This window comes from Cyanobium gracile UHCC 0281 (assembly GCF_034931305.1).
Taxonomy (GTDB): Bacteria; Cyanobacteriota; Cyanobacteriia; order PCC-6307; family Cyanobiaceae; genus Cyanobium; species Cyanobium gracile_A.
The window spans coordinates 1-25,707 of sequence record NZ_JAYGHY010000039.1 but is presented as its reverse complement, the minus strand read 5'-3'; the positions used below and the strand labels follow the sequence as shown (position 1 = coordinate 25,707).

The window sequence follows — 25,707 nt, the reverse complement described above, 5'->3', positions numbered from 1 at the left end:
GTGCGGGGGCCGCCGCCTTGGCCGCCGCGATCTCCGCTTCGGTTTCCACGATCAGACCGATCGTTTCACCCACTGGTGCGGTGCTGCCCGCTTCCATCAGCACAGCCGCCAGAAAACCCTCCTGGAAAGCCTCCACGTCCATGTCCGCCTTGTCGGACTCGACCACGAGCACCGACTCGCCCCGCTCGACGCGTTCACCGGGCTTCTTGAGCCACTCCACGATCTTGCCCTCCGTCATGGTGGAGCTGAGGGCCGGCATGAAGATTTCGTGGGTGGCCAACGGGGGACTGCCTCTGTGATGGGGGGGATTTTAGGCGGCGGAAGGATCAGCCCCCCTCGATCGCCTCAATCACGCCGTCCCGCACCAGCACAGCCACCTGCAGCTTCTGCACCAGGTTGTCGCCCACCTGGACATCGCAGAAGCTCTCGATCTGCCCCTGCTCCACCACCTGCTCCATCTCGAGTTCGCGCACCTGGCGCTGCTGTTCGAGCACCTGGCGCTTCTGCTCCTCAAACTCGGCCCGCTTGGCCGCCACCTGCTGCTGCACCGAGCCCACCTGCTCCTGCACCCGGGGATCGAGGGGGTTGGCGCTCTGGCGACGGATCTCGTCGATCAGCCGCTGCCCCTCCTGCTCCAGCTGGGCCAGCTGCTGGTCGAAGTTGGTGAGGGCCGTGCTGAGCTCCCGCTCGGCATCTTCCTTCCAGCGCGGCGTCACCACGGCTCGCACCGTGATCGATCGCTTGATGTTCAGGCTGTTGCCGTCGGCCATGGGACTGGAGGTGCAGGGCTCAGGCTGTCAGGCCACGGGCGATCCGGTCAACCATGGGACCCGCTCTCCCCATAGAGCGCCGCGATCGCGGCCCGGTCCCGATCGGCGATGCGATCCCGTCGTTGCTTCAGGGTCTGGGTGAGCAGGCCGTTGTCGATGCTGAAGGGCTCCACCAGCGTCACGCCGCCGAGGCGCTCGTCCGGGCGTGACCCGGGACGGGCCGCCAGCAGACGATTGCACTCCCGAGCGAGGGCCCGCAGCAGGGCCGGATCGGCACCCGGGTACGGCAGGTTCGCCTCGGCGGCAAACGCTTCCAGGGTCTCCGCCTTCGGCACCACCAGGGCACCAAGCTGTTTGCGATCCTGGCCCACCAGCATCACCTGCTCCACCAGCGGCGAGGCCACCAGGGCCTCCTCCAGGGGGCCGGGCTCGATGTTCTCGCCGCTGCTGAGCACAATCGTGTCCTTGGCGCGGCCGGTGAGCACCAGGGTTCCATCGGCCAGCAGCAGACCCAGATCGCCGGTGTCGAACCAGCCCTCCCCATCCAGCACCTTGGCCGTGGCCTCGGGCTTGTTGTGGTAGCCCGCCATCACCTGGGGACCTTTCGCCAGCACCAGCCCCCGCTCCCCCACCGGCAGCAGGTCCCTGGTGGCGGGGTCCACCACCTTCAGGCCGGTGTCCGGCAGCGGCAGCCCGGCGCTGCCGCGGCGGTTGCTCCAGGGCCTGCGGCAGGCGAGCACCGGGCTGGTCTCGGTGAGTCCGTAGCCCACCAGCAGCTCGATGCCGACGGCCTCGAAGAAGCCGTCGACGTGGATGGCCAGGGCCCCGCCGCCGCTGATGGCGGTGCGCAGCCGCCCCCCCACCAGCTGGCCGCGCACCTTCGGCCAGAGCAGGGCCCCGGCCGTGGCCTGCAGCGGCCAGATCAGCAGGGCACCCGCCGCGGCCACCAGCCGGGTGGCAGGAGATTCCTGCGTCAGAGTGAGGTTGAGGGCCACCCGCTTGCGCCGGTGGAAGGACCGGCTGGCGGCCAGGGCCTTGCGCAGCAGACGCTGGCGGGAGGCCGGCATGGCCGCCAGGGCGTCTTCGAAGCCGGAGAGCAGGGCCTCCCACAGCCGCGGCACGCTGATCAGGTACTGGGGACGCACCTTCTGCAGGTCGGTACGCAGTTGCTTGAGGGTGGTGTAGGTCTGGCGGCAGCCGCAGCTCAGCAGGAAGTATTCGGCCGTGCGCTCGTAGGCATGCCAGATCGGCAGCACCGAAAGCACGTGATCCCCCGGGCTCGGCGACACCGCCACCCCGAGGGTGCGCAGCTGGTGCAGCAGGTTGGCGTGGCTGAGGGGCACCCCCTTGGGCTGGCCCGTGGTGCCTGAGGTGTACAGCAGGGTGGCCAGCCGCTCGGGTCCCCCGGTGGGGGAGGGCGGCAAGGGCCTGGAGGCACCACGGGCCAGGAAGGCCGCCCAGGTGAGGCAAGGCAGGGCCACCGCCGTGGTGGGGGCCTCCCCCTCCAGCAGCACCACGAAGCGCAGCTGCTCCAGGGCCGGGCCATCGAGGGCCAGCCGCTCCAGCAGGGCGGCCGACTCCAGCACCAGGCCCACGGCGCCGGCGTCCTCGAGGATGTACCTCAGCTCCTCGGCCGGCGCCGCGCTGCCACGCACGGCATCGGCCGCTCCGGCCCGCATCAGTCCCTGGTCGGCCACGAGCCAGCGGGGACCGTTTTCGGCAAACAGAGCCACCACGTCGCCGCTGGCGACCCCCAGATCGGCGAAGGCCGCCGCGGCCCGATCGATCGCCTGGCGCAGCTCGTCGAATCGCAGTGTTTCCGGATGGCGGCCATGGGGGGCATCCAGCGCCACCTCGGAGCCATAGAGGCGCTCCAGCTCAGGCCAGAGACCTTCCAGCCCCATGAGCTGGCTCCAGTCGCGGCGGCTGGCAAGGGCGCGGCGGTCCTGGTCGCTGCCGCTCCAGTGGATCTCGGCTCTGGCGTTCATGGGCAGCCGGCGCAGCGCAACGGATGGTCAGGATTCTCCCAGTCCTTCCTCCGGGTCGGGGGGCCGCAGGGTCAGGCCGAAGCGGCGGGCGAAGGCCGCCAGCAGCAGCGGCGCCACCTGCTCCGGGGTGAGGCTGGGCCGCCAGTCCGCCAGCCGTCCCACCGGCCGGTCGGCCAGACCACAGGGAACGATGGCGCCGAAGCCTTCCAGGGAGCCGTTCACGTTCAGGGCCAGGCCGTGCTGGCTGATCCAGCGCCGGGCCCCCACCCCGATCGCCGCCAGCTTGCGGCCCTCGAGCCACACCCCGGTGAGGCCCTCGATGCGCTCCCCCTCCAGCCCCAGCTCCTGCAGCACGGCCAGCACCACGTCCTCAAGCGCCCTCAGATAAAGGTGCAGGTCACCGCCGTGGCGCTGGAGGTCGAGCACCGGATAGAGCACCAGCTGGCCGGGCCCGTGGTGGGTGACTTCCCCGCCCCGATCGATGCGGTAGAGGGGCAGGGGCGGGTGAACGGGGTCGAAACCGAGGTGGGACAGGCTCGCCCCCCGGCCCAGGGTGTAGCAGGGGGTGTGCTGCAGCAGCAGCAGGGCGTCGGGGGCGGAGGGGTCGTCGAGCCGGCGGCGCTGCAGACGGCGCTGCCAGTCCCAGGCCAGCGGGAACGGCACCGGGCCCTGGGCTTCAAAAAGAATTGCGGGAGTGTTGGGGGCCATGCACCTGCGTTCCTAGCCTGGGGGCGTCCCAGAGCCAGAATTCCTCTGGAGACGAGCACCCGCATGAAACTGCTGATCCACGGCCGCAACCTCGACGTCACACCAGCGATCAGGGAGTACACCGAAACCAAGCTCAACCGCGCCATCAGCCACTTCGATGGCATCGTCAAGGAAGCCGACGTGCATCTGTCGGTGGCCCGTAACCCCAGGGTTCCGCAGCAGACGGCCGAGGTCACCGTTTTCGCCAACGGCGTGGTGATCCGGGCCCAGGAACGCAGCGAGAACCTCTACGCCAGCATCGACATGGTGGCCACCAAGCTGAGCCGCCAGCTGACCCGTTACAAGGACCGTCTGCAGGAGCGCACCCAGGGACCGGTGCACCGCTCGGCCGCGGCCGAGGAGGCCGGAGCCGCCACGCTGCCCAACCCCGGGGACACGCTCACCGATGGTCTCGAGCCCGCCGTGCCCCACCGCGGCGTGCGCCGCAAGTACTTCGCCATGCCGGCGATGGAGCTGGAGGAGGCCTTGCACCAGCTGGATCTGATCGACCATGACTTCTACATGTTCCGCGATGCGGGCACGGGCCAGATCCAGGTGGTCTACCGACGCAACCACGGTGGATTCGGCGTCATCCAGGCCCGTGACACCTGAGCGGCAAGCGGAACGTCCCGATCTCGCCCCCCTGATCGACCATGCCCTTCTGGACCCGCACCGGGGCCAGGAGGCGATCCTGCGCTGCTGCGATGAGGCCCGCCACTTCGGCTTCGCCGGCGTGTGCCTGGCCTCGCGCTGGTTGCCTCTGGCCCGCGAACGGCTGCCGGTCGATGGAGCCGTGAAACTGATCGCTGTGGTGGGGTTCCCCTTTGGGGCCATCCCCGCGGCGATCAAACGGGCGGAGGCGGAGTGGGCCGCCGCCGCCGGTGCTGACGAACTGGACGTGGTGCCGGATTTCGGCGCCCTCGCCGATGGTGATGGCACCGCCGTGCTCGACGACCTGGCGGCCATCACCGACCTGGGCCTGCCGGTGAAGGTGATCCTGGAGGTGGGCCGCCTCGACCCCGAGGCCCTGGCCCTGCTGGTGGAGATCAGCATCGATGCCGGCGTGCGTTACCTCAAGACAGGCAGCGGTTTCGGCCCCCCGGTGACGACCGACCAGGTGGGCCAGCTGGTGGCCCTGGCCAGGGGCCGCGCCGCGGTGAAGGCCTCCGGCGGCATTGCCGATCTGGAGCAGGCGCTCGCCCTGGTGGCGGCCGGTGCCAGCCGGTTGGGCACGAGCCGGGGCGTGAGCCTGATGCAGAACCTGCGCGCCGGTGCCTGAAGGCCACCTTGAGGGCCTGGCACTCACCTGTCGCCCCCTGGGGGAACACGACCGGCTGCTCACCCTGCTCAGCGAGGCCGAAGGCCTCACCCGGCTGGCGGTGCCGGGGGCACGCCGGCCGAAGAGCAGCCTGGCGGCGGCGGTGCCCCTGGCCCACCTGTTTCTTCAGGTGGGGGGCGGCAGTGGTCTGCGGCGGGTGCGCCAGCTGCGGATGCTGCGCAATTACAGCGGCCTGGCCCAGCGGCTGGAGACCCTGGCCGCCGCCCAGGCCCTGGCCGAGCTGTGCCTGAAACTCGTTCCCGCCGATGCTCCCGCCCCGGGCGTGCTCGCCGATCTGCTGCTCCAGCTCGGGCGCCTGGAGGCGGTGGTGACGGACCGCGCTGAGCGGGTGGAGGCCCTGGCGGTGGCCGTGCAGGGGAGCGTCCACCTGCTCGCCCTGGGGGGCTTCGCCCTGCCCCTGCAGCACTGCGTCCGCAGCGGCGCCCCCCTGCTGCCGCCGATCGGCGACTGGGCCTGGCGCTGCAGCCTTCTACCCAGCGAGGGGCTGGCGATCGGCGCCATACCGGGGGCCCGGGTGATGCTCAACCCCTCCGAGCTGGCCCTGCTGCAGCGGCTGACGCGACCCGCTCCGCCCCGTCGCCGCGACGGCCAGCTGATGGGGCCGGAGGTGGTGTGGCTGCACCTGCTGGATCTGGTGGAGTCCTGGTGCGGGGAGCATCTCGGTCAGAGACCCCGAGCCTTCAGACTGCTGCGGACCGCCTGCGACCCCATGCCCTCCCAACCGTCCGAGCCAGCATGAGCCCGAGCGGCAAGACCGAGCGTGGACTGGCCGGAGTCCTGGCCCTGCCGGGGTTCCGGCGGCTTTGGATCGGCCAGGTGTTTTCCCAGCTGGCGGACAAGTTCTACATCGTGCTGATGGTGTTCCTGATCGCCCAGTACTGGGTGACGGACACACCACAGAGCAACGCGGCCCTCGCCGAGGCGGCCGCGGCTTTCCGGATGAGCTTCGAGACCCGGGCCCAGATGATCACCCTGCTGGCCACCGGCATCTACGTGGCCAACACCGTGCCGGCGATGCTGCTGGGGACGGTGGCGGGCGTCTGGGCCGACCGCTGGCCGAAGCGCACCGTGATGGTGGCCTCCAACGGCCTGCGTGCGGCTCTGGTGATGCTGGCCCCCCTGTGCCTGCTGCCGGGGCCGATGTGGCTGGGGCTCAGCTGGGGCTACTGGGCCCTGGTGGTCATGACGTTCTTTGAGTCGGTGCTCACCCAGTTCTTCGCGCCGGCCGAGCAGGCGGCCATCCCCCTGCTGGTGGGCTATCCCCAGCTGCTCGCCGCCAATTCGGTGTACCAGGCCACCAGCATGGCCGCCACCATCGTCGGTTTCGCCCTCGGTGATCCGATCCTGCGCCTGCTGCGCACCCTGCTGGCCCAGGTGGGCATCCCCGGCGGCGAATTCGTGCTGTTGCCGCTCTGCTATGGCGCCGCGGCCGTGGCCATCGCCGGCATCGAGATCTCTGAACCGCCGCGGGAACCCCGCTCCATCTCCGTCTGGGAGGAGATCGGCGAAGGGGTGCAGGTGCTGCGGGAGCGACCCAAGGTGCGCAGCGCCATGCTCCAGCTGGTGCTGCTCTACAGCCTGCTCGCGGCCCTCTACGTGCTGGCGATCAGCCTGGCGGCCGCGATCGGCGGTCTCGGTCCCACCCGCTTCGGGGTGCTGCTGGCCATGAGCGGGCTGGGGTTGGCCGTGGGGGCCCTGGCAATGGCCCAGCTGGGTGAACGTTTCAGCCGGCGTGGCCTGGCCAGCGCAGGACTGGGAACCATCGCCTGGTGCCTGGTGCTGCTGGGCCAGCTGCGCGGCAACCTGGTGTTCACCCTGCTGCTCTGCGGCCTGCTGGGGGTGGGCGCGGCCCTGCTGGCGATCCCCGCCCAGACCACGATCCAGGAAGACACTCCGGAAAACCAGCGGGGTCGGGTGTTCGGCCTCCAGAACAACCTGATCAACATCGCCCTCAGCCTGCCCCTGGTGCTGGCGGGCACCGTGGTCAGCCGCTATGGGCTGCTGCCGGTGCTGTGGGGGCTGGCCGCCATCGCGGCCATCGCCGCCCTGAGTGAACGCCCCTGGCGCAGCAGTTGATGGCTCGCAAGGCGCTGCTAAATTCTGCTGTTGCGTGATGCCATACAGGTGATGCACATTGCCTGGTTGGGCAAGAAATCCCCGTTCTGCGGCAACGTCACCTACGGCCTGAGCACCACCGAAGCTCTGCGGCAACGCGGCCACTCGGTGAGCTTCATCCACTTCGACACCCCCTCCCCCTCCCTGGGCCGGCCGGAAGCGGGGGCCGGTGAGCTCAGCGTGCTCGGGCGGCCGGATGAGAACCCCGAGGTGGCCCTGCCTTACCTGGTGAAGTCGCAGGTGTACACGATCCCCTCCCCTGGCGCCCAGAGGGAGTTGCGCGAGTCCCTGGAGCGACAGCGGCCCGATCTGGTGCACGCCAGCCTCACCCTCTCCCCCCTCGATTTCCGGCTGCCCGACCTCTGTCAGCAGCTGGGGCTGCCGTTGGTGGCCACCTTCCATCCCCCCTTCGACGCCGGGCTGCGCAACCTCACCGCAGGCACCCAGCAACTGACCTACCAGCTCTACGCGCCCTCCCTGGCGAAGTTCGATCGGGTGATCGTGTTCTCCGAACTTCAGGCCGAGGTGCTGGTGCGCCTGGGGGTGCGTCGGGAGCGGCTGGCGGTGATTCCCAATGGCGTGGACACCGACACCTGGGCGCCAGCAGCCCAGGGCAGCGAACCCGAACTGGCCCAGCTGCGCCTCAAGGTGGGGGGCCGACGCGTGTTCCTCTACATGGGCCGGGTGGCCACGGAAAAGAACGTCGAGGCCCTGCTGAAGGCCTGGCGGCTGGTGCGCCCCCAGGGCTGCGTGCTCGTGATCGTGGGGGACGGCCCCCTGCGCTCCTCCCTGCAGAGCGGAACGGAAGCCGACGTCATCTGGTGGGGCTACGAGGCCAGCCGGGCCCGGCGGGTGGCCCTGCTGCAGCTCGCCGAAGTGTTCCTGCTGCCCTCGCTCGTGGAGGGGCTCTCCCTGGCCCTGCTGGAGGCCATGGCCTGCGGCACCGCCTGCGTGGCCACCGATGCCGGTGCCGATGGGGAGGTGCTGGAGGGCGGTGCGGGCATCGTGATCAGCACCCAGGGCGTCACCACCCAGCTGCGCACCCTGCTCCCGGTGTTGCGGGACCAACCAGTCCTGACGGCGGAACTGGGACGGCGAGCCCGGCACAGAGTCCTGGAGCGCTACACCCTGACCGGCAACATTGACGCTCTGGAGAAGCTTTACCAGGAACTCTGTCCCCAACCGGTGGCGGCATGATTCCCATTTTTCTCAGCCACATTTCATCCCTGCCGATTGACTCGGATCACGCCAAGATGAAGCACGGTTCCAGCCTCCATGAACTCACCCCTCTCCCTTCAGGGACGTTCGGCACAGCGGGCGATCGTCCCCACCGCCACACAGGTCATGACCTGCCCTGAACGGCCCAGGTCGGAACGGCCCACCGTCTCGATCGTCGACGACGACCCCCACATCCGGACCATGGTGGCGGAAGAGCTGGCGGACGCCGGCTGCGACGTCCGCACCCTTACCAATGGCCTGGGCCTCCAGAAGGTGCTGGGGGAAGGGGGGATCGATCTCGTCATCCTCGACGTGCAGATGCCCGACTGCGACGGCATCGAATGCCTGCGTGATCTGCGCGCCCACGGTTTCACCGTACCGGTGGTGATCTTCACCTCCCTGAACGATCCCGAACGGCGTCGCCAGGCGCTGGAGGCCGGCGCCGACGACTACGTGCTGAAGCACGAACTTCTCGACCGGCTGCCCGACCTGCTGGAGCGGCTCTTGCCCAAGAGGAGCGAGAACAGCCCCCTGTGATAACCCAGCCACCCATCCCCCCCCAGGCTGGGACGCCTCCCCATGGCTGGCGGCAACGCCTGTTCGGCAGCTTGCTCGGCCAGCTCAGGCTGGCGGCCTTCACGTCGGTGTTCCTCGGCTACACCGCCGCTTCCGCTTTCACCCTGCTCATCAATCAGCAGTGCCTGCTGCGCCAGCAACAGGCGGGGCAACGGCTGACGGCGGGCTCCCTCACGCTCTCGCTCGATCAGAGCAGCAGCGACCCATCCCCCGGAACAGCCAGTCAACTGCGCCAGGAACTGGATCGCCTCAGCGCCAGGGAGCGCTTCTTCTGGGTGCAGCACAGCGACGGTTCCCTGGTGCTGCCAAGGCCCAGCTCCCCACAGACCACTCCCTTTTCGGGGCTCGTCGAGCAGTCCATGGCGGCACCCAAGGGCCCCTGGCCCGGGCCCCGCATCACGCCGCTGTTGATCGGGACGGACTACCGGCTGGTGAAGGACCTTGAGGGCAACAGCTACCTCAGCCATCCCTTGCATCGCTCCGCCGACGGCAGCCGGCTGTGGGTGGCCGAGGACATCAGCCCCAACATCACCGCTCTGCACACCATGCTGCTGGGGCTGCTCGGGGTCTGGATCCTGTGCCTGGTCCTCACCCTGGTGGCGATCTCGATCCTGACGCGACGCCTCCTCCAGCCCCTGCGGGATCTCCATCTGATGGCGGCTGGTGTGACGTCAGAAAGCCTCGCCACCAGCCACCTCAAGCTGGAGCGGGCCCCCCTGGAGGTGGCAGAGCTGGCAGGGTCCTTCAATGACCTCCTCGACCGGCTGGCGCTGGCCTGGAGCCAGCAGCGGCACTTCGTGGGGCTTGTCTCGCACGAGCTGCGCAATCCGCTGATGATCATCGGTGGCTATCTGCGCCGCCTGCAGCGCCGCGGCCAGAACCTGGATCCGGAGCAGATGCGTGCCCTGGCCACCACCGAGGCCGAGACGCACCGCATCACCCGCATGCTCAACGACCTGCTCGATCTGTCCCGCAGCGAATCCGGCCAGCTGCAGATGGTGCTGGCGCCGGTGGCGGTGGATGAAGTGCTCACCACCGCCTGCGACCTCGCCCGCAGCCAGCTCTCACGCCCCCTGCTGCTCACCCTGCCCAAGGAGGCCGCCGAGGGACCGATCAAGGCCGTGGCGGAAACCGATCGCCTGCAGCAGGTGCTGCTCAATCTGATCGAGAACGCCGACAAGTATTCCCCTCCGGGCCGACCGATCAGCCTCGACCTGTCCCAGGGCGCGGGGACGCTGTGCATCAGCGTCAAGGACCAGGGCATCGGCATCGCCCCTGAGGACATCCCCAAGGTGTTCGATCGCTTCCACCGCGGCCGCAATGCCATCGAGCACGAGCGCGGCTCGGGCCTGGGTCTTTCGGTGGTGAAGCTGCTGGTGGAGGCGATGGGGGGATCGATCGACGTCGAAAGCGAGATCGCGGTCGGGAGCCGCTTCCACATCCACCTGCCGGCGGCCTAGTAACGCTCCGGCCGGGGCGCCTGCCAATCAGGAGCGAAGCCGTTGCGCCGCAGGTTCGCCACCGACGCTTCAAGGCGGCGGCGGTCGAGGCGCCAGAGCCGATACACCCCGGCACTGGCGATCTCGCTGGCCCCAAGGTGGCGCCAGAAGGGAGCGCGGGCGGTGGTCTGGTCGATCACCACCAGAACCGTGGGCTGGGCGTCCGGGGTGCTGGGCCGTTGGCCCACGCGGCGTTCCCGGCGCAGCCGGTCCGCCAGGTTGATGGGCCCCTCCACACCGATGCCCTCGTAGATCACCACCCGCCGCCCGTAGTAGTGCAGCGAAGGTTTGAGGACGCCCACCATCGCCACGGGCTCGCCGGGGCGGCCCTCCCGCTGCAGGGCCGCCGCCATGCGGCGCACGGGCTCGCCCCTTAGGCGATCGCCCACGCTCCACAGGGGCAGCAGGGCCGTGGGAACGAACAGCACCAGCGGCAGTTGCAGGGCCAGCAGCCGCAGGGGGGGGCGGCGGCGGCGGCAGAGCCAGCCCAGCAGGGCCGCCAGCAGCCAGCAGGCGGCCACCAGGGGCACCAGCGGGCTGCCGTCGAGCTCCGCCGCCAGGGTGGGCATCTCAGGATCGTTGATCAGGGGCACCCACAGGCGGGCCAGCAGGAACACCACCCCCAGGCCCGCCACCAGCAGCAGGCTCAGGCCCCAGGCCCAGCGCTCCCAGGGGCGGCCGCCACCGCCGGTCCAGGCCGTCTGGGCCGCCAGGGCCACTAACAAGGCGGCGGCGGGGATGGCGGGCAACCAGTAGCTCGGCAGCTTGGTGGCGGCGGCGGTGAAGAACAGCAGCACCGCCAGGAGCCAGCAGGCGGCGAAGCGGGCCAACGAGGCGGCGGGGGGCTGCGGCAGGGTGGGATACCAGGAGCGGCGCAGCGGGCCGATGGCCCGGGCCAGTCCCACCAGGAGCAGCGGAGACACCGGCAGGCTGGCAACCAGCATCACCGGCAGGAAAAACCACCATGGCTGCAGGTGGCGGTTCACCACCTCGGTGAAGCGCTGCAGGTTGTGGTAGCCGAAGAAGCTGTCCCAGAAGGGGCGGCCTTCGCTGTGGAGTGCCAGGAGATACCAGGGCAGGGACACCAGGGCGGTGAGCGCCAGGCCCCGCAGGGGCCGCAGCCGCCGCCAGAGCCCACCGATGTCGGCCTGCAGCCAGCCGAACAGCAGCAGGGTGATCGCCAGCAACACCACCGCCACCGGTCCCTTGGTCAGCACGGCCAGCCCCAGGACGGGCCACGACAGCCACCAGCGCCGCGCCGGGTCGGCATAGGTCTGCCAGCAGAGCAACAGCGCCAGGGCCACCAGGCCACTGAACAGGGAATCGCTCACGGCCGTGCGGCCCCAGGCCAGGGCCAGGGGGGAGAGGCCGAAGGCCAGGGCGGCGGTGAGGGCGGTCAGGGCCGGGCGCAGGCTCACCGCACCCGGCCCCCGGCTGGCGAAGGGTGGCTGGGGCCAACGCAGCAGGGTGTCGGCCAGGGCCAGCATCACGCCGATGGCAGCCAGGGCGGAGGGAAAGCGGGCGGCCCAGGTGCCCAGGGGATTCCACTGCTCCTGGCCGGGCAGGGCGTAGACGAGCCCCATCAGCCAGTACACCAGCGGCGGCTTGTCGTAGCGGGGCAGGCCGTTGACCCGGGGGATGAGCCAGTCGCCCGTTTCCGCCATGGCCCGCGCCGATGCCGCGAACAGGGGCGGCGTTTCATCCACCAGGCCCGTGGTGCCCAGTTGCCAGCCGTAGAGCACCAAGCCCAGCAGCACGGTGATCAACAGCAACCGACGGCGCTGGGGGCGGGGCAGGGCTGGCAAACCGGCGGGGCGAATCGGAGGGAACCTATCGCTCCCCAGCCTTCCGCTCCTGTGTCGACCGTCAGGCCATCAGCCGGTCCACAAGTTCGAGCTGCCGGGGCAGGCACACGCGGGTCAGATCAAAGCGCTCCACCACCGTCCGCCTGGCTTCCCGCCGCAGCCCGTCGTGGGACGAGGCCTCGGCCAGCACCGCCGCCAGCCGCTCGGCCAGGGCCCGGTGGTCGAAGAAATCCACCAGCAGGCCGTTGTGGCCATCCGTGATCACGTCCTGCACCGGTGCCGTGGCCGAGCCGATCACCAGGGCGCCGCAGCTCATCGCCTCCAGCAGGCTCCAGCTGAGCACGAAGGGAACGGTGAGATACACGTGGCAGGCCGTGACCCGGAACAGCTCATGCAGCACCGGGTGCGGCACGCGGCCGACGAAATGGACGCGGCGCCGATCGAGGGCATCGCCCAGCTCCCGCAGCATCGCCTCCTTCCAGCTGCCGCCGCCGGGGGGCGCGGCGCCGTAGCTCACCCCATCGCCGCCCACGATCACCACCTGGGCCTTGGGCCGCAACCGCTGCAGCAGGGGGAGCATGCGCATGAAGGTGTGGAAGCCGCGGTAGGGCTCCAGATTCCGGGCCACGAAGCTCACCAGTTCGTCACCGGGAGCGAAGCTCACACCGGCACGCTGCAGCTGCAACTGGGCGGACCCCTGCGGGGCGATCGCGGCGGTGTCGATGCCTTCATGGATCACGCTCAGTCGCTGGCGGAACGGGACCGGCACGGTGCTGGCCTGCCAGGGGGTGGGGGCCAGCCCCCAGTCCAGATCCTGGAGGGCCAGCAGCTGTGGAGCCCGCCGCAGGCGCAGCCGGGCCCGCAGCCGCCAGTCGGCATCAGCGAACTCCGGGTCGAACCCCACGTCTGCCCCCTGCAGCTGGTAGATGAACTCCACCTGGTGCAGGACCGGGACGTCCGGCAACAGATCCTTGACCACCAGCAGCTCGCCCCAGCCGGGATGGCCGATGACCAGATCGGGCCGCAGGCCTTCCTGCAGCAGGGTCTCCAGACAACGGGCCACCGCCTCGGCCCGCAGCACCTTGGTCTGGAAATCAGCTGCCCAGGGGTGGCAGGGGGGCACTCCACCGGCCGGCAGCGCATCGTAGCGGTGCAGCGGAACGCCAGGCAGGGGACGGCTGGTGGGGCCACCGATGGCGACCACCCGATCGCCGCGGCGCTGCAGGGCCGGCACCAGGTGGCGGTACTGGCCGGGGAAGTTCTGGTGCACGAAGAGAATCGTGCGCGTCATGGCGGCACGGGCTCCGTCCGCCCGCTCACCTGCCAGAGCCGACCGCGCTGGTTGATCAGCAGCACCGAGATCAAGGCGAGCACGGCACCCAGCCACTGCAGGGGACCCAGCCGTTCCTCAAGCAGCAGCACGCCGCAGAGCACCGCGAACACCGGAGTCAGGAAGGTGAGGGCGGTGAAGCCGGTGAGATCGCCGCTGCTGGCGAACCAGAAAAACAGGCCGTAGGCCAGGGCACTGCCCAACAGGGCCGCGTAGGCCATCAGGCCCCACTGGCCAAGGCTCCAGTGGGGCCAGAAGGTGACAGCCTCAGGCCGCAGCAGGGATTCGCCGCCGGCCACCAGCAGCAGGGGCATGCCGCCGAACAGCATGTGCCAGCCGGTGATGGCGACAGGGTCGCTGCGCCGCGTGGCATAGCGGCAGAGAACCGTTCCCACCGCCATCGCCGCCGCCGCCGCCAGCATCCAGGCCTCGCCATGGCTCCAGGCCTGCCCCTGAAGGGCCGGGGGGCCCTGCAGCCACCAGTGGCGCAGCACCTCCCCCGGCAGTCCCAGGCAGAGGATGCCGAGCAGGCCGATCAACAGGCCCAGCCAGCCCACCGGATTGATCGCTTCGCCGAACAAGGTACGGGCCAGCAGGGCCACCAGCAGGGGCTGGGAATCGATCAGCACCGAGCCGAGGCCCGCCCCGGTCTGGCCCAGTCCCCGGGCCAGCAACCCCTGGAACAGGCTGCCGTCGACGGCGGCGAACAGCAGCAGCCAGGGCCAATCCACGGGATCGATGCGCCAGGAACGCCCCAGCAGGCGGGCCGCCAGCAGCAGCACCAGCCCGGCGGGCAGCAGCCGCAGGCTGGCCAGCATCGCCGGGGACGCCCCCACCAGCAACGGCTTCATCGCCGCCATCGCTGTGCCCCACAGGGCGAAGGGCAGAAGCATCAACACCCAGCGCAGGGTCCGGGGCATGGGGTGTGCGACCTGGGGCGTCGGTGGAGGTGGAGGGGTGGCCGGCGCGGGAGCAGGCCTCTCCAGGCCTTCTTTTTAAGATCCAGCCACCGCGCATCTCCACAATGCCCTGGCCCTGGCGCCGCAAGTCCCGACGAACCCTGGCGCGCATCGCCATCGAAGGGCCGATCGCCGGGGGCACCCGGGTCCGGGTGCTGAAGGCCATTGAGCAGGTGCAGGAACGGGAGTGCCCCGCGCTGCTGCTGCGCATCGACAGCCCCGGCGGCACCGTGGGCGATAGCCAGGAGATCCATGCGGCCCTGCTGCGTCTGCGGGAGAAGGGCTGCCGGGTGGTGGCCAGCTTCGGCAACATCTCCGCCTCCGGCGGGGTCTACGTGGGGGTGGCGGCGGAGAAGATCGTCGCCAACCCCGGCACCATCACCGGATCGATCGGCGTGATCCTGCGGGGCAATGACCTCTCACGGCTGCTGAAACGGATCGGCATCCGCTTCGAAACCGTCAAGAGCGGCCTCTACAAGGACATCCTTTCGCCCGACCGCGGCCTTTCCGAAGCGGAACGCCAGCTGCTGCAGGAGCTGATCGATTCCAGCTACAACCAATTTGTCGCTGCGGTCGCCGCAGGGCGTGGCCTGGAGGAGGCGGCGGTGCGTGTCTTCGCCGACGGCCGGGTCTTCAGTGGCGCCCAGGCCCTGCCCCTTGGCCTGGTGGACGTCCTGGGGGACGAGGAGAGTGCACGCCTGCTGGCGGCGGAGCTGGCGGGGCTGGATCCGGAGAAAACCCGCACCGTCAGCTTCGGCAAACCGCCCAGGAAGCTGCTCGGCCTGCTGCCGGGCGCCACACTGCTGCAGCAGTTGTCCCAGTCCCTGAGCCTGGAGCTGGCCTGGAACGGCCAACCCCTCTGGCTCCATCGCCCCTGACGTCATGAAGCCTGGTCTCGAGCTCAGGGCGCTGCGGGGAGCCACCACCGCCAGCGCCAACAGCGGCGAAGCGATTGCGGAGGCCGTGGCGGAACTGATCGAGGAGTTGCTGCAACGCAACGATCTGGCGGGGGATCGGGTGCTCTCGGTGACGTTCTCCGTCACCGCCGACCTGGACGCCTGCTTCCCGGCCGCGATCGCCAGAAGGCGTTCCGACTGGGGCCAGGTGGCCCTGCTGGACTGCCAACAGATGGCGGTGGCCGGGGACCTGCCCCGCTGCATCCGGCTGCTGGCCCACGCCTGGATGGAGGCCGGCCGGGCGGTGGTCCATCCCTACCTGCGGGAGGCGGCCCGGCTGAGGCCCGATCGGGCCGAGCCCGGCCAACCTGCGACCGCAGCCAGCTCCCCCGCCGACCACTGAAGGCGCGACAGGCGCATGGGCGTGTTGAGACTTTCAACATGACATTCTTCCAAGCCATGCCCTCCTTTCCGCCAGAGCGGTCCACGGGCCTGATCGGCCGTCTGGGTACCGCGGCCCTCGGAGCCCTGGCGGTCGCCACCGCCACCGTCCTCTCCCCTGTCGGCACCGCTCCGGCTCTCGCCCAGGGCACGCCAGGGCTGATGGAATTCCGCTGGGAAAACAACAAGGATTATCGCAAGCTTTACTTCTTCTCCACAGACACCACCCGCATGCAGCGGGCGGAGTACTACCTGATGCTGCGGCCGAAGGACCGCAAGACGGCGATTCTGAAGTTGAGCATCAGCGTTCCCAGCCACTTCGACACCAAGATCGATCCCAAGCAGGTCAAGCTCTGCAGGATGAGTGAAGGGGGGATGCTGAAGAGAACCCGCTGTCTGGAAACTATCCCCGCGACGATCGAAGTGTCGGAGAACGGCAGATCCATCGACATTTTTCCTGAAACGCCTGTCTCTGACAAGGACACCATCGGTGTTTACATGAACGTGTTCAACCCGTTCAACGCCGGCATGTATCAGTTCAACGCGCTGGCTCAGGCCCCCGGCGACATCCCCGTCTCCGGCTACCTGGGCAGCTGGCTGATCCAGATCGTGCCAAGCAACACCAACTGATAGGGTGACCCACTGAGCAGACAGCAGCATGACGAAGCGCACACTCGAAGGGACAAGCCGCAAGCGCAAGCGGGTTTCTGGGTTCCGGGTGCGGATGCGCACCCACACCGGTCGTCGCGTGATCCGCACGCGCCGTCGCCGGGGTCGGGCCCGCCTGGCGGTCTGAGGCTGACCGTGAGGGGCCATGGCCCTGCCACAGCAACACCGGCTCCGGGGCCGACGGGTTTTTGATCGCCTCTACCGCCAGGGTCGCCGGTTCCAGGGCCCAGCCCTGGTTCTGCGCATTCTTGCCGCGGACCCGTCCCTGCTCCCCCCCGGTACACCTCCACGCCCTAGCCCTTGGCGCTGCGGCATCGTGGTCAGCAGCAAGGTCAGCAAGCTCGCGGTACGCCGTAACCGCCTCAGGCGCCTGTTCCACGACCAACTGCTCCGCCACCCGCCGACACCGGCCAGTCCCCTCTGGTTGCTGATCACGCTCAAGCCCGGCTGCCTGGAGCGCGGCGAGGTCCAGCTCCTGGGAGAATGCACCCATCTGCTGCGCCAGGCAGGATTGCTCCTTGACCCCGGAGGACAGGGTGGAGAACAAACTTGAGATCAATGAAACGGTCTTTTATGAGGGAGGCCCCGCCAAGGGCGACCTGGTCATCAACCTGCTGTTCGGCCTGACGCTGATCGGCATCCCTTTTGCCGTTGGTGCCATCGTGCGGGCCCTGTGGCTGCGGTTCCGCATCACCAGCCGGCGCATCAGCGTCAGTGGCGGCTGGCTCGGCCGTGATCGCACCCAGGTGGTCTACAGCCAGATCCGCGAGGTGCGCTCGGTCCCACGGGGCTTCGGCGCCTGGGGCGACATGGTGCTGGTGCTCAACGATGGCGCCAAGCTCGAAATGCGTGCGGTACCACGCTTCCGTGAGCTCGAGACCTACATCGAAGAGCGTCGCGACAGCCGCAGCAAAGCCGCCCCCCGCACGCCCGGTGCCACCGGTGCGGCCGGCTTCGCCCCCCCGGCCCGTGAAAGCGCCTGAGCACCTGACCCCCATCCGGTCTCCCCGGTCGGGCACACTGGCAGCCGAGAGTCCCCACCCCAGCGCACCCCTGCCGTGATCGGCTACATCTCCGACAACCTGCTGCTCCCGATCCTTGACTTCTTCTACGGATTGGTCCCCAGCTATGGGCTCGCGATCGTGGCCCTCACCGTGGTCATCCGCCTGGCCCTGTTCCCGTTGAGCGCCGGCTCGATCCGCAGCGCCCGGCGCATGCGCATCGCCCAGCCGGTGATGCAGCAGCGCCAGGCGGAGATCAAGGCCAAGTACGCCAACAACCCCCAGAAACAGCAGGAGGAGCTGGGCGGCCTGATGAAGGAGTTCGGCAGCCCCCTGTCGGGCTGTCTGCCCCTGCTGGTGCAGATGCCGATCCTCTTCGCCCTGTTCGCCACCCTGCGGGGATCGCCGTTCGCCGATGTCCCCTACCCGATCAACCTCAAGGTGCTGCCGGCCGAGGAGATCGCGGCGGTGGAAACCAAGCCCTTCAACAGCGCCAGCCACTCCATCTTCATCAGCGAAACCGACCACGTGCCGGTGATCGCCAGCCTCGACGGGGGCACCAAGCTCGGCGTCGGTGACAGCACCAAGGTGGAGCTGCACGGCAAGGACGGCACCAGCTTTGCCTCCCTGCTGGGAACCGTGGAGCACGGCGACAGCTTCATCCCCAGCTGGGTGGTGACCAAGGGCGAGGGCGTGGTGCAGGTGGATGACCAGGGCAAAATCACGGCCCTGGCCCCCGGCGACGCCACTGTGGAGGCGCGCATCCCAGGCCTGGCGGCCCGCAGCGGCTTCCTGTTCATCAAGGCCCTCGGCCAGGTGGGTTTCTATACCGATGGGGCGATCAACTGGGACATCGCCATCCTGGTGGGAGCCTTCGGCGCGTCCCTGTTCGCCTCCCAGCTGCTCTCAGGCATGGGCATGCCCGCCAACCCCCAGCAGGCCACGGCCAACAAGATCACGCCCGTGATGATCACGGCAATGTTCCTGTTCTTCCCGCTTCCCGCCGGGGTGCTGCTCTACATGGTGGTGGCCAACGTGTTCCAGGGTGTCCAGACCTTCCTGCTGACCCGGGAGGCCCTGCCCGACAACCTGCAGGCGATCCTCGACAAGCAACTCGCTCAACAGCCGGCCACGGCCACGGCCGGCGCAGGTGGCGGCGGCCGCTTGCCCTTCGAGCCCAAGGCCAAGAAATGACTCCCCGGCTGCAGCCGCTGCCCCTGCAGGAGTTGCGGTTGCTGGGCGAGGGCCGCCACTGGCCGATCGACCAGCCCATCGCCGGGCTGGCCAGCCTCACCCCGGTGCGGGGCCAGATGCGGGCCATCCATCACGGCACCGTGCTCGAGCTGGAGGGCTCGGCCGAAACGATCATCACGCTCTGCTGCGACCGTTGCCTGCAGACCTACAACCACGCCCTGACGGCCAAGGCCCGGGAGCTGCTGGAGATCGCGGTGGCGGGTCCAGAGGAGGAGGAGGTGGTGTTCGCGGCCGAGGACCCTGTGGAATGCCTTGATCCCGGCAGCAGCTTCGATCCGGAGCGCTGGCTGTTCGAACAGCTCAGCCTGCAACTGCCCCTGGTGAACCGCTGCGGAGCCGACTGTCCCGGCCCGCCAAGGCCCACAGGCGACGCCAGCGGCGAAGGGGAGGGTGATCCCCGCTGGGCGGCCCTTCGCTCCCTGCGCTGAGCCATGGTCCACGGCCTGGCCGATCAGCTGGATCTTCTGATCCGCTCCCGCACGCCGATCCTCTGGATCCGCAGCCTGGAGGAGGAGCGGGTGGAGGGGCTGCTGGAGCGGGCCGCCGAGCGCCTGGGGGGGCGCACCCTGCTGCGCTGGGACTTCATCGGCGGCTTGGCCGGCGCCCCCAACCTGCAGGGGCAGGCCGTGCGTCAGCCGATGGCGGCCCTCGGCGGCCTGGACGGGCTTCCCGCCGAGCAGGGGGCGATTCTGCTGCTCAAGGACTTCCACCGCTATGCCGATGATCCCGGCGTCTGCCGGCGGCTGCGCAACCTGGCCGTGAGCCTGCGGCAGGTGCCCCACACCCTGGTGATCAGCGCCCCTGAATGGCAGATGCCGCGGGAACTGGAAGACAGCGTCACCCTGCTGGAGCTGCCCCTGCCGGAGGCCCGCGAGATCGGCCGGTTGCTGCGGGCGATCGCCGAGGCCAGCGGCCAGCCGCTGGCCCCAGAGGTGCTGGAGCAGCTCACGGCCGCCTGCCACGGGCTGAGCGAGCAGAGGGTGCGCCAGCTGGCGGCCCGGGCCCTGGCCCAGCGGGGACAGCTGGGGATCGAAGACCTGAGCGAGGTGCTGGAGGAGAAGCGCCAGGCCATCGCCCGCAGCGAACTGCTGGAGTACTGCCCCACCGAAGCCACCCCCGCCGACATCGGCGGCCTGGAGACCCTCAAGCACTGGCTGGAGCAACGCCACCGCGCCTTCAGCGAGGAGGCCCAGCGCTACGGGCTACCCCTGCCCCGGGGGGTGCTGCTGATCGGGCCCCAGGGCACGGGAAAGTCGCTCACCGCCAAGGCGATTGCCCACAGCTGGGCGATGCCGCTGCTGCGGCTCGATGTGGGGCGCCTGTTCGCAGGCCTGGTGGGGGCCAGCGAGGCGCGCACCCGGGAGATGATCCAGCGGGCCGAGGCGATGGCCCCCTGCGTGCTCTGGATCGATGAGATCGACAAAGGCTTCGGCGGTGGCGACGGCCGCAGCGACGGCGGCACCAGCCAGCGGGTGCTGGCCAGCCTGCTCACCTGGATGGCGGAGAAGAGCAGCGCCGTGTTCGTGGTGGCCACCGCCAATGCGGTGGAACGGCTGCCGGCGGAACTGCTGCGCAAGGGCCGCTTCGACGAGATCTTCCTGCTGGAACTGCCCGACGCCGAGGAACGCCGGGCGATCCTGGATCTGCAGCTGCGGCGGCGGCGGCCGGAGCACACGATCCCGCTGGAGGTGCTGGTGGACCGCACCACCGACTTCTCCGGCGCCGAACTGGAGCAGACCGTGATCGAGGCCATGCACCTGGCCTTCGGCGATGGGCGGGAGCTGGGGGAGGCCGACCTGATCGCCGCCGCCAGCCAGGTGGTGCCCCTCTCGCGCACGGCCCGGGAACAACTCGAGTCCCTCCGCAGCTGGGCCAGCAGCGGCCGCGCCCGGCCTGCTTCCGGGGCCGGGCGGCCTTTCTGAGGCGAATAGGCACAAAAGTGGAAGACTTTCATTGCATCGATGGGGCCCGATGTAACGGCTTCATGAAGAACAACCACGCCTGGTAACAGCTTGACCTCAGCGCCGGTGACGCACGATGCATCGCCCGTAGCGTCTGGCGAATCACCCTGATCAAAGCCGCCGTGACCCCGAGCCCCAGCCCCCGCTCCGGCAGCGAACTCACCTCCCAGCTTGCCGTGGCCAGCCTCGGAGCCGGTGTGATCACCACCCTGGCGGTGGCCCAGGGCCAGAGCCCCCTCACGGCCCTCGGCATCACCCTGTTCTCGGCCGTGGCCGCCGTGGTGGTGGGCCAGGTGATCTCCAGCAACTGAAGCCAGGCCGGGTCACCGCTGCCACCCACCGCCAACGGTGGGCAGAGCCAGCCGCCAGAACTCTGACCTCGCTGCCGAAGCAGTGACGACCACCTGACACCAGGCAGCTGGACAAAAGCCCATGCCGGGATGCATAAATGCGCCAAGACTGCAGCGCAGAAGATGCCAGACAGAAGCCCCGAAGTGCGTGCACCTAAGTTTTCTATGACCACGTGATCTTCAGATTTTGTACCAGGCTTGACCTGAGGTAGGGTTTCCACGCGGTTTCCTTGCGACGACCATGGCTCGAGTGAAGACATGGATGGGTCTAGTGGCCGCCTGTTCCACCATCTTCGCTCCGTTACCCTCCGAGGCGCGACTGTCGATTCTCGACAATCTTTTCGTCTTCGGAGACAGCGTCCTAGACGGTGGCAACGGGGGACTGAGAACCACCATGGAATCCAATGGAACGATCAGTTTTCCACCTCCACCCTATGCCGATGGACGCTTCAGCAATGGGCCCACGTCCGTGGAATATCTCTGGAATCGCTTCAACCGTAGCGACCCTTTTTACAGTCTCAGCACCCCCTTGGCGCCGTTCCGGCCCTCCCTGGCCGGCGGCACGAACTACGCGATCGGCGGAGCCTCAACCGGTGTAGGGAACAACAACGGCGTATCACCGGTTCTTGGCCCTGTGCTTGCCGGTTACTTCGAGAATCTGGGCCATGCATGGCAACGCGAGGCCTTTAAAACTTCAGCCCCGACGTTCAACCCTGCCACGTCCCTGTTTGTCATCGAGCTGTTCCCCAACGACGTGCTCTACACCCAGACCACGGGGCAGCTGGTGGGCAGTTTCGACGCCACCCAGCCGCCAGGCCCCCCGGCGATCTCCACCCCGCCGCCGACGCCGGCCACGCAGGTGTTCCAACAGATTATCGCCAACGCCGTGACCAACATCGTCTCATCCGTTGTTGATCTGTATCAGCATGGCGCCCGCAACATCCTGGTCTTCAATTCCACGGATCTTGGGCGCCTGCCGGCTGCAGGCCCCCCGGATCAGTCACCATCACAAACGCTCACACTCTTTTCGAACGTCTTCAATGCCTCTCTGGAGGGCGCCCTCCACAGCATCAGACCGGCCCTTGAAGATGCCGACCTGAAGATTTTTGATTTCTACACGTTAACCAACAGGATCTATGCCGATCCGAAGGCCTATGGACTGGATGATGATCTGACCCCCTGCATCCGGGACCTGGCCTGCCTGACGGATCCAGAGGTTGCCAGCCGCCGCATCTTCTGGGATGAGCTCCATCCCACCACCGCCCTGTATCAGAACGTCGGCCAGGCTCTCTATCGCGACGTGGTGGCAAGGGTCCCAGCCCCCCTGCCCCTCGCCGGAGTGGGTGTGGCCTTCGGCTACAGCCGCAAACTGAGAAAACGCATCAACCGCCAGGCGTCATCCCAGGTCGGTGGGGTTCAAGGGACAGAACAAACAGGGCGAACCGCCAGTCTCGGTTCCACGAACGTTTAAAAGCCTGGCTCGGGGTATCCGCTGCCATGCTTCCCCAACGCCAGCACCGCCCCCCTTGCCTGCCGAGCTCCCCGTCCCCCTGCGGGATCTGATGCCCGCCCTGGCCAACAAGACGTACTTCAACTACGGCGGCCAGGGCCCCTTGCCTTCCCCATCGCTGGCGGCCATCAGCGAAGCCTTCGCCACCATCCAGGAGCTGGGCCCCTTCAGCGATGCCGTGTGGCCCTACGTGAATCGCACCGTGTCAGGGCTGCGCCAGCGGCTGGCGACCTGGTTCGGCGTCGACGCCGCGCGGGTGGCCTTCACCGAAAACGTCACCTCAGGGTGCGTGCTGCCCCTCTGGGGCCTGCCCTGGGAGGCAGGCGACGAACTGCTGATCAGCGACGCCGAGCACTACGGCGTGGTGGCCGCCCTCCAAGAACTGGCCCGGCGCCACCAGCTGCGGATCACCACCCTGGCGGTGGCCGATCTCACCGGTGACGGGGACCCCACGGCAACAGCGGTGAACGAGCGGCTGGAGGCGGCCCTCAGCCCTCGCACCCGGCTGGTGGTGCTCTCCCACCTGCTCTGGAACACCGGCCAGACGATGCCGATCGCGGCGGTGGCGGCCCAGCTGGCCGGCCACTCCCGCCACCCCTGGTTGCTGGTGGATGCGGCCCAGTCGCTGGGGAGCCTGCCGGTGGCAGAGGCGGCGGCCGCCGCCGACATCTATGCCTGCACAGGCCACAAGTGGTGCTGCGGCCCGGAAGGGCTCGGTGCAGTGGCGCTCTCAGAGCGACTGCTGGAGGCGAGCAGCCCCACGGTCATCGGCTGGCGCACCCTGGAGCACGACGGGCCCGGTGCCGGCGGGTACCACCGCGACGCCCGCCGCTTCGAGGTGGCCACCTCGTGCACACCCCTGTTCGCGGGGCTGAATCAATCACTGCAGCTGCTGGAGGCCGAAGGTGATGCCGACGCGCGGCTGGCGGCGATCAGGCAGCGCAGCCACCAGCTTTGGGAAGGGTTGCAGCAGAGTCCCGGAGTCCGCACCCTGTTGGCGGTGCCCCCGCCGGCGGGGCTGGTGAGCCTCATCATGGCCGATCCCAGGGGCCAAGCCCTGGATCCGGCCGCCATTGTGAAGCAGCTGGGGGATCGGGGCACCTGGTTGCGAACCCTGGAATCCCCCCGCTGCCTGCGGGCCTGTACCCACCTGGTCAGCACCGCTGACGAGGTGGAGAGGCTGCTGGATCAGCTTTCCTCGCTGGCGAAGAAGGCCTTGTAGAACCAGCCCGCCAGCAGGGCACCCACGATCGGGGCCACCCAGAAGAGCCAAAGCTGACCGATGGCCTCACCGCCCACCCACAGCGCCACGCCGGTGCTGCGGGCCGGGTTGACCGAGGTGTTAGTGACCGGAATGCTGACCAGGTGGATCAGGGTGAGGGAAAGGCCGATGGGGGCACCGGCGATGGCGCTGAGCTCCTGCTTGTGGGTGGCCCCCAGGATCACCAGCAGGAAGATGAAGGTGAGGATCACCTCGATCACCAGGGCGGAAAGCAAGCCGTAACCGCCAGGGGAGTGGGCACCGAAGCCATTGGTCGCCAGGGGGTTGCTGCCGGCCAGCTCGAAGCCGGGGCGGCCGCCGGCCACCAGCAGGATCACCCCGCCGGCGATCACGCCACCGAGCACCTGCGCGACGATGTAGGGCAGCAGACCGGAGCCCGGAAACTTGCCCCCGGCCCAGAGGCCGAAGCTGACCGCCGGGTTGATGTGGCAACCGGAGATATGGCCGATGGCATAGACGGCTGTGAGCAGGGTGAGGCCGAAGGCGAGCGAAACGCCCAGGAAGCCCAGGCCCAGGGGGTTGGCGGCGGCGTTGTCGTAGGGGAACACGGCCGCCAGCACGGCGCTGCCGCAACCGCCCAGCACCAGCCAGAAGGTACCGATCAGTTCCGCCAGGAACTTCTTCGGCATGGGAATAGAAGCGGCCATATACACCGGGGAGTTACATCGGGAAGTTACACCCGAACGGAACCACCCCAAACGGATCGTGTTCATCAGCTGGCATAGGAGCCTCAGCTGGCGGCGCGTGCCAGCAGGGCCCTGGCGGCCTGCTCCCGGTCATCGAAATGCACCTTGGTGGTGCCGAGGATCTGGTAGTCCTCATGGCCCTTGCCGGCGATCAGCACCAGATCCTGCGGCGTCGCGGCGGCGATGGCGGCGGCGATGGCGGCGGCCCGATCGCCCTCCACCGCCAGCTCGGTGCCGGCAGGGATCCCGGCCACCACGTCATCGAGGATCCGCTGCGGGTCCTCGGTGCGGGGGTTGTCGGAGGTGACCACCACCGCATCGGCCAGGCGGGCGGCAATGGCCGCCATCTGGGGCCTCTTGGTGCGGTCGCGGTCACCGCCGCAGCCGAACACACAGATCAGCCGGCCAGCGGTGAAGGGCCGGCAGGCCGCCAGGGCGTTCTCGAGGCCGTCGGGGGTGTGGGCGTAATCCACCAGCACCGCCGGCAGGGCCACTCCCTCCGGGCCGCCCACCCGCTCCATGCGTCCTGGCACGCCCCGGAAGCTGGCCAGACCCTCCAGCAGCAGGGCCAGGGGCAGGCCCTGCTGCAACAGAGCCCCCACCGCCTGCAGCAGGTTCATCAGGTTGAAACGACCCACCAGGGGCGAGCGGAACGGCCCCTCCCCTGCCGGGCTGTGCAGCCGGCCGCTCACCCCATCGGCGCCCATCACCAGAGCGCTGATGTGCAGCTCCACCGACGGATCCTCCAGGGAGCTGCGCCAGCAGGGGCGCGCCCCAGCCAGCCGCTCGGCCAGGCGGCCCCCCCAGGGGTCGTCCACGTTGACCACGGCGCCCCCATCCAGCAGCTCCGGGGCGAACAGCCGCGCCTTGGCCTCGAAGTAGGCCTCCATTGATGGGTGGTAATCGAGGTGGTCCTGGGTGAGGTTGGTGAACACCGCTCCGGCGAAGCGGCAGCCGGCCACCCGCTGCTGGTCGAGGGCGTGGGAGCTCACCTCCATGGCGGCGATGGCGCTGCCGGCCGCGACGGCCTGGGCCAGATCGGCCTGCAGCAGATCGGCGAAGGCGGTGGTGTGGGTCGCTGTGGCGCTGTGACCCGGCCAGCGGTTCTGCAGGGTGCCGAACAGGGCAGAGGGCCGACCGGCCGCGGCGGCCAGATGCTCGATCAGATAGGTGGTGGTGGTCTTGCCGTTCGTTCCGGTGACGCCGATCAGTGCCAGGCGCCCGCTGGGCTGGCCCCAGAACTCCGCCGCCAGCCGGCCGGCCCAGAGGGCCAGGGGCGGCTCCACCACCAGCACCGGATCGCCCGGAGCC

General features: G+C 69.1%; 28 protein-coding genes. 19 read left to right on the top strand and 9 right to left on the bottom strand.

Translation table 11 applies throughout. The annotated features are described in order from the left end of the window. The 4 genes from VB739_RS11445 to lipB form a co-directional block, all read right to left on the bottom strand. Nucleotides 1-280: biotin/lipoyl-containing protein (locus tag VB739_RS11445; RefSeq protein WP_323357184.1), on the bottom strand; the 280-nt coding region annotated here is incomplete at its 3' end. 46 nt (nt 281-326) lie between these two features. Next, nucleotides 327-770: a YlqD family protein gene (locus tag VB739_RS11440; RefSeq protein ID WP_323357183.1), complete on the bottom strand. Its 444-nt coding sequence runs from the start codon at nt 768-770 to the stop codon at nt 327-329. A gap of 47 nt (nt 771-817) precedes the next feature. Beyond that, a complete protein-coding gene (locus VB739_RS11435; protein WP_323357182.1) occupies nt 818-2,758 on the bottom strand; it encodes an AMP-binding protein in 1,941 nt (646 codons plus the stop codon). 27 nt (nt 2,759-2,785) lie between these two features. Next, the gene (lipB, locus tag VB739_RS11430; RefSeq protein WP_323357181.1) at nt 2,786-3,466 is read right to left on the bottom strand and encodes a lipoyl(octanoyl) transferase LipB; all 681 of its coding nucleotides are present in this window, start codon (nt 3,464-3,466) and stop codon (nt 2,786-2,788) included. A 63-nt stretch (nt 3,467-3,529) separates the two neighbouring features. On the opposite strand from lipB, the gene hpf reads away from it, so the two are divergent. The 7 genes from hpf (at nt 3,530) to VB739_RS11395 (ending at nt 10,213) form a co-directional block, all read left to right on the top strand. Next, entirely contained in the window at nt 3,530-4,117 is a 588-nt protein-coding gene (gene hpf / locus VB739_RS11425; protein ID WP_323357180.1) for a ribosome hibernation-promoting factor, HPF/YfiA family, read from the top strand. After that, nucleotides 4,107-4,784 (top strand): deoxyribose-phosphate aldolase, encoded by a 678-nt coding sequence (deoC, locus tag VB739_RS11420; protein WP_323357179.1) that lies wholly within the window; start codon nt 4,107-4,109, stop codon nt 4,782-4,784. Before hpf ends, deoC begins: the two co-directional genes overlap by 11 nt. After that, nucleotides 4,777-5,583: a DNA repair protein RecO gene (gene recO, locus VB739_RS11415; RefSeq protein ID WP_323357178.1), complete on the top strand. Its 807-nt coding sequence runs from the start codon at nt 4,777-4,779 to the stop codon at nt 5,581-5,583. Before deoC ends, recO begins: the two co-directional genes overlap by 8 nt. Next, nucleotides 5,580-6,920 carry an MFS transporter gene (locus tag VB739_RS11410; protein WP_323357177.1) on the top strand — a complete coding sequence of 447 codons (1,341 nt, stop codon included), beginning with the start codon at nt 5,580-5,582 and terminating at the stop codon, nt 6,918-6,920. Before recO ends, VB739_RS11410 begins: the two co-directional genes overlap by 4 nt. Nucleotides 6,921-6,968: 48 nt before the next feature. Next, nucleotides 6,969-8,156 carry a glycosyltransferase family 4 protein gene (locus VB739_RS11405; RefSeq protein WP_323357186.1) on the top strand — a complete coding sequence of 396 codons (1,188 nt, stop codon included), beginning with the start codon at nt 6,969-6,971 and terminating at the stop codon, nt 8,154-8,156. Nucleotides 8,157-8,234: 78 nt separating this feature from the next. Next, nucleotides 8,235-8,714 (top strand): response regulator, encoded by a 480-nt coding sequence (locus VB739_RS11400; RefSeq protein WP_323357176.1) that lies wholly within the window; start codon nt 8,235-8,237, stop codon nt 8,712-8,714. A 71-nt stretch (nt 8,715-8,785) separates the two neighbouring features. Then, nucleotides 8,786-10,213: a HAMP domain-containing sensor histidine kinase gene (locus tag VB739_RS11395; protein WP_323357175.1), complete on the top strand. Its 1,428-nt coding sequence runs from the start codon at nt 8,786-8,788 to the stop codon at nt 10,211-10,213. Here the strand turns inward: VB739_RS11395 and VB739_RS11390 are convergent. From VB739_RS11390 to VB739_RS11380, 3 genes are all read right to left on the bottom strand, one after another. Then, nucleotides 10,210-12,057: a glycosyltransferase family 39 protein gene (locus VB739_RS11390; protein ID WP_323357174.1), complete on the bottom strand. Its 1,848-nt coding sequence runs from the start codon at nt 12,055-12,057 to the stop codon at nt 10,210-10,212. The two genes, VB739_RS11395 and VB739_RS11390, sit on opposite strands and share 4 nt — an antisense overlap. 61 nt (nt 12,058-12,118) lie before the next feature. Next, nucleotides 12,119-13,348 carry a glycosyltransferase gene (locus tag VB739_RS11385; protein ID WP_323357173.1) on the bottom strand — a complete coding sequence of 410 codons (1,230 nt, stop codon included), beginning with the start codon at nt 13,346-13,348 and terminating at the stop codon, nt 12,119-12,121. Then, nucleotides 13,345-14,307, bottom strand: coding sequence for a DMT family transporter (locus VB739_RS11380; RefSeq protein ID WP_323357172.1), 963 nt, complete (start codon nt 14,305-14,307; stop codon nt 13,345-13,347). Before VB739_RS11380 ends, VB739_RS11385 begins: the two co-directional genes overlap by 4 nt. Before the next feature lie 104 nt (nt 14,308-14,411). Here VB739_RS11380 and sppA point away from each other — a divergent pair, with 104 nt between their 5' ends. The 12 genes from sppA (at nt 14,412) to VB739_RS11320 (ending at nt 23,650) form a co-directional block, all read left to right on the top strand. After that, nucleotides 14,412-15,224 (top strand): signal peptide peptidase SppA, encoded by an 813-nt coding sequence (gene sppA, locus VB739_RS11375; protein ID WP_323357171.1) that lies wholly within the window; start codon nt 14,412-14,414, stop codon nt 15,222-15,224. Between the two features lie 4 nt (nt 15,225-15,228). After that, complete coding sequence (gene aroH / locus VB739_RS11370) at nt 15,229-15,645, top strand: chorismate mutase (RefSeq protein WP_323357170.1); 417 nt, start codon at nt 15,229-15,231, stop codon at nt 15,643-15,645. A gap of 56 nt (nt 15,646-15,701) precedes the next feature. After that, nucleotides 15,702-16,313 carry a DUF2808 domain-containing protein gene (locus VB739_RS11365; protein ID WP_323357169.1) on the top strand — a complete coding sequence of 204 codons (612 nt, stop codon included), beginning with the start codon at nt 15,702-15,704 and terminating at the stop codon, nt 16,311-16,313. 28 nt (nt 16,314-16,341) lie between these two features. Then, nucleotides 16,342-16,479, top strand: a complete 138-nt coding sequence (rpmH, locus tag VB739_RS11360) for a 50S ribosomal protein L34 (protein WP_015108935.1) — start codon at nt 16,342-16,344, stop codon at nt 16,477-16,479. 18 nt (nt 16,480-16,497) lie between these two features. Then, nucleotides 16,498-16,905, top strand: coding sequence for a ribonuclease P protein component (rnpA, locus tag VB739_RS11355; RefSeq protein ID WP_323357168.1), 408 nt, complete (start codon nt 16,498-16,500; stop codon nt 16,903-16,905). Then, nucleotides 16,871-17,335 (top strand): PH domain-containing protein, encoded by a 465-nt coding sequence (locus tag VB739_RS11350; protein ID WP_323357167.1) that lies wholly within the window; start codon nt 16,871-16,873, stop codon nt 17,333-17,335. Before rnpA ends, VB739_RS11350 begins: the two co-directional genes overlap by 35 nt. 75 nt (nt 17,336-17,410) lie before the next feature. Further along, nucleotides 17,411-18,547 (top strand): membrane protein insertase YidC, encoded by a 1,137-nt coding sequence (gene yidC / locus VB739_RS11345; protein ID WP_323357166.1) that lies wholly within the window; start codon nt 17,411-17,413, stop codon nt 18,545-18,547. Continuing rightward, nucleotides 18,544-19,035, top strand: coding sequence for a DUF177 domain-containing protein (locus tag VB739_RS11340; RefSeq protein ID WP_323357165.1), 492 nt, complete (start codon nt 18,544-18,546; stop codon nt 19,033-19,035). The genes yidC and VB739_RS11340 overlap by 4 nt, the downstream gene beginning before the upstream one ends. 3 nt (nt 19,036-19,038) lie before the next feature. After that, nucleotides 19,039-20,529, top strand: coding sequence for an AAA family ATPase (locus VB739_RS11335; RefSeq protein ID WP_323357164.1), 1,491 nt, complete (start codon nt 19,039-19,041; stop codon nt 20,527-20,529). A 161-nt stretch (nt 20,530-20,690) separates the two neighbouring features. After that, on the top strand, nt 20,691-20,879 hold the full coding sequence (locus VB739_RS11330) for a hypothetical protein (protein ID WP_094585404.1): 189 nt from the start codon (nt 20,691-20,693) through the stop codon (nt 20,877-20,879). Between the two features lie 310 nt (nt 20,880-21,189). Next, nucleotides 21,190-22,389, top strand: a complete 1,200-nt coding sequence (locus VB739_RS11325; protein ID WP_323357163.1) for an SGNH/GDSL hydrolase family protein — start codon at nt 21,190-21,192, stop codon at nt 22,387-22,389. 91 nt (nt 22,390-22,480) lie between these two features. Beyond that, the gene (locus VB739_RS11320) at nt 22,481-23,650 is read left to right on the top strand and encodes an aminotransferase class V-fold PLP-dependent enzyme (RefSeq protein ID WP_323357185.1); all 1,170 of its coding nucleotides are present in this window, start codon (nt 22,481-22,483) and stop codon (nt 23,648-23,650) included. On the opposite strand, the gene aqpZ is transcribed toward VB739_RS11320, so the two are convergent. Together aqpZ and VB739_RS11310 are read right to left on the bottom strand one after the other, a co-directional pair. Then, the gene (gene aqpZ, locus VB739_RS11315) at nt 23,617-24,339 is read right to left on the bottom strand and encodes an aquaporin Z (protein ID WP_323357162.1); all 723 of its coding nucleotides are present in this window, start codon (nt 24,337-24,339) and stop codon (nt 23,617-23,619) included. The genes VB739_RS11320 and aqpZ overlap by 34 nt on opposite strands. A 101-nt stretch (nt 24,340-24,440) precedes the next feature. Then, the coding region (locus VB739_RS11310; RefSeq protein ID WP_323357161.1) for a UDP-N-acetylmuramoyl-L-alanyl-D-glutamate--2,6-diaminopimelate ligase at nt 24,441-25,707 on the bottom strand (1,267 nt) is incomplete at its 5' end.

Bases quoted from the DNA above. Each gene is read 5' to 3' on its own strand.
- rnpA (WP_323357168.1), top strand. From the start codon at position 16,498: ATGGCCCTGCCACAGCAACACCGGCTCCGGGGCCGACGGGTTTTTGAT.
- lipB (WP_323357181.1), bottom strand. From the start codon at position 3,466: ATGGCCCCCAACACTCCCGCAATTCTTTTTGAAGCCCAGGGCCCGGTG.
- hpf (WP_323357180.1), top strand. From the start codon at position 3,530: ATGAAACTGCTGATCCACGGCCGCAACCTCGACGTCACACCAGCGATC.
- VB739_RS11320 (WP_323357185.1), top strand. From the start codon at position 22,481: ATGCCCGCCCTGGCCAACAAGACGTACTTCAACTACGGCGGCCAGGGC.
- VB739_RS11365 (WP_323357169.1), top strand. From the start codon at position 15,702: ATGCCCTCCTTTCCGCCAGAGCGGTCCACGGGCCTGATCGGCCGTCTG.
- VB739_RS11380 (WP_323357172.1), bottom strand. From the start codon at position 14,307: ATGCCCCGGACCCTGCGCTGGGTGTTGATGCTTCTGCCCTTCGCCCTG.
- aqpZ (WP_323357162.1), bottom strand. From the start codon at position 24,339: ATGCCGAAGAAGTTCCTGGCGGAACTGATCGGTACCTTCTGGCTGGTG.
- rpmH (WP_015108935.1), top strand. From the start codon at position 16,342: ATGACGAAGCGCACACTCGAAGGGACAAGCCGCAAGCGCAAGCGGGTT.
- VB739_RS11440 (WP_323357183.1), bottom strand. From the start codon at position 770: ATGGCCGACGGCAACAGCCTGAACATCAAGCGATCGATCACGGTGCGA.
- VB739_RS11435 (WP_323357182.1), bottom strand. From the start codon at position 2,758: ATGAACGCCAGAGCCGAGATCCACTGGAGCGGCAGCGACCAGGACCGC.
- sppA (WP_323357171.1), top strand. From the start codon at position 14,412: ATGCCCTGGCCCTGGCGCCGCAAGTCCCGACGAACCCTGGCGCGCATC.
- VB739_RS11340 (WP_323357165.1), top strand. From the start codon at position 18,544: ATGACTCCCCGGCTGCAGCCGCTGCCCCTGCAGGAGTTGCGGTTGCTG.
- VB739_RS11400 (WP_323357176.1), top strand. From the start codon at position 8,235: ATGAACTCACCCCTCTCCCTTCAGGGACGTTCGGCACAGCGGGCGATC.
- VB739_RS11385 (WP_323357173.1), bottom strand. From the start codon at position 13,348: ATGACGCGCACGATTCTCTTCGTGCACCAGAACTTCCCCGGCCAGTAC.
- VB739_RS11410 (WP_323357177.1), top strand. From the start codon at position 5,580: ATGAGCCCGAGCGGCAAGACCGAGCGTGGACTGGCCGGAGTCCTGGCC.
- aroH (WP_323357170.1), top strand. From the start codon at position 15,229: ATGAAGCCTGGTCTCGAGCTCAGGGCGCTGCGGGGAGCCACCACCGCC.
- VB739_RS11335 (WP_323357164.1), top strand. From the start codon at position 19,039: ATGGTCCACGGCCTGGCCGATCAGCTGGATCTTCTGATCCGCTCCCGC.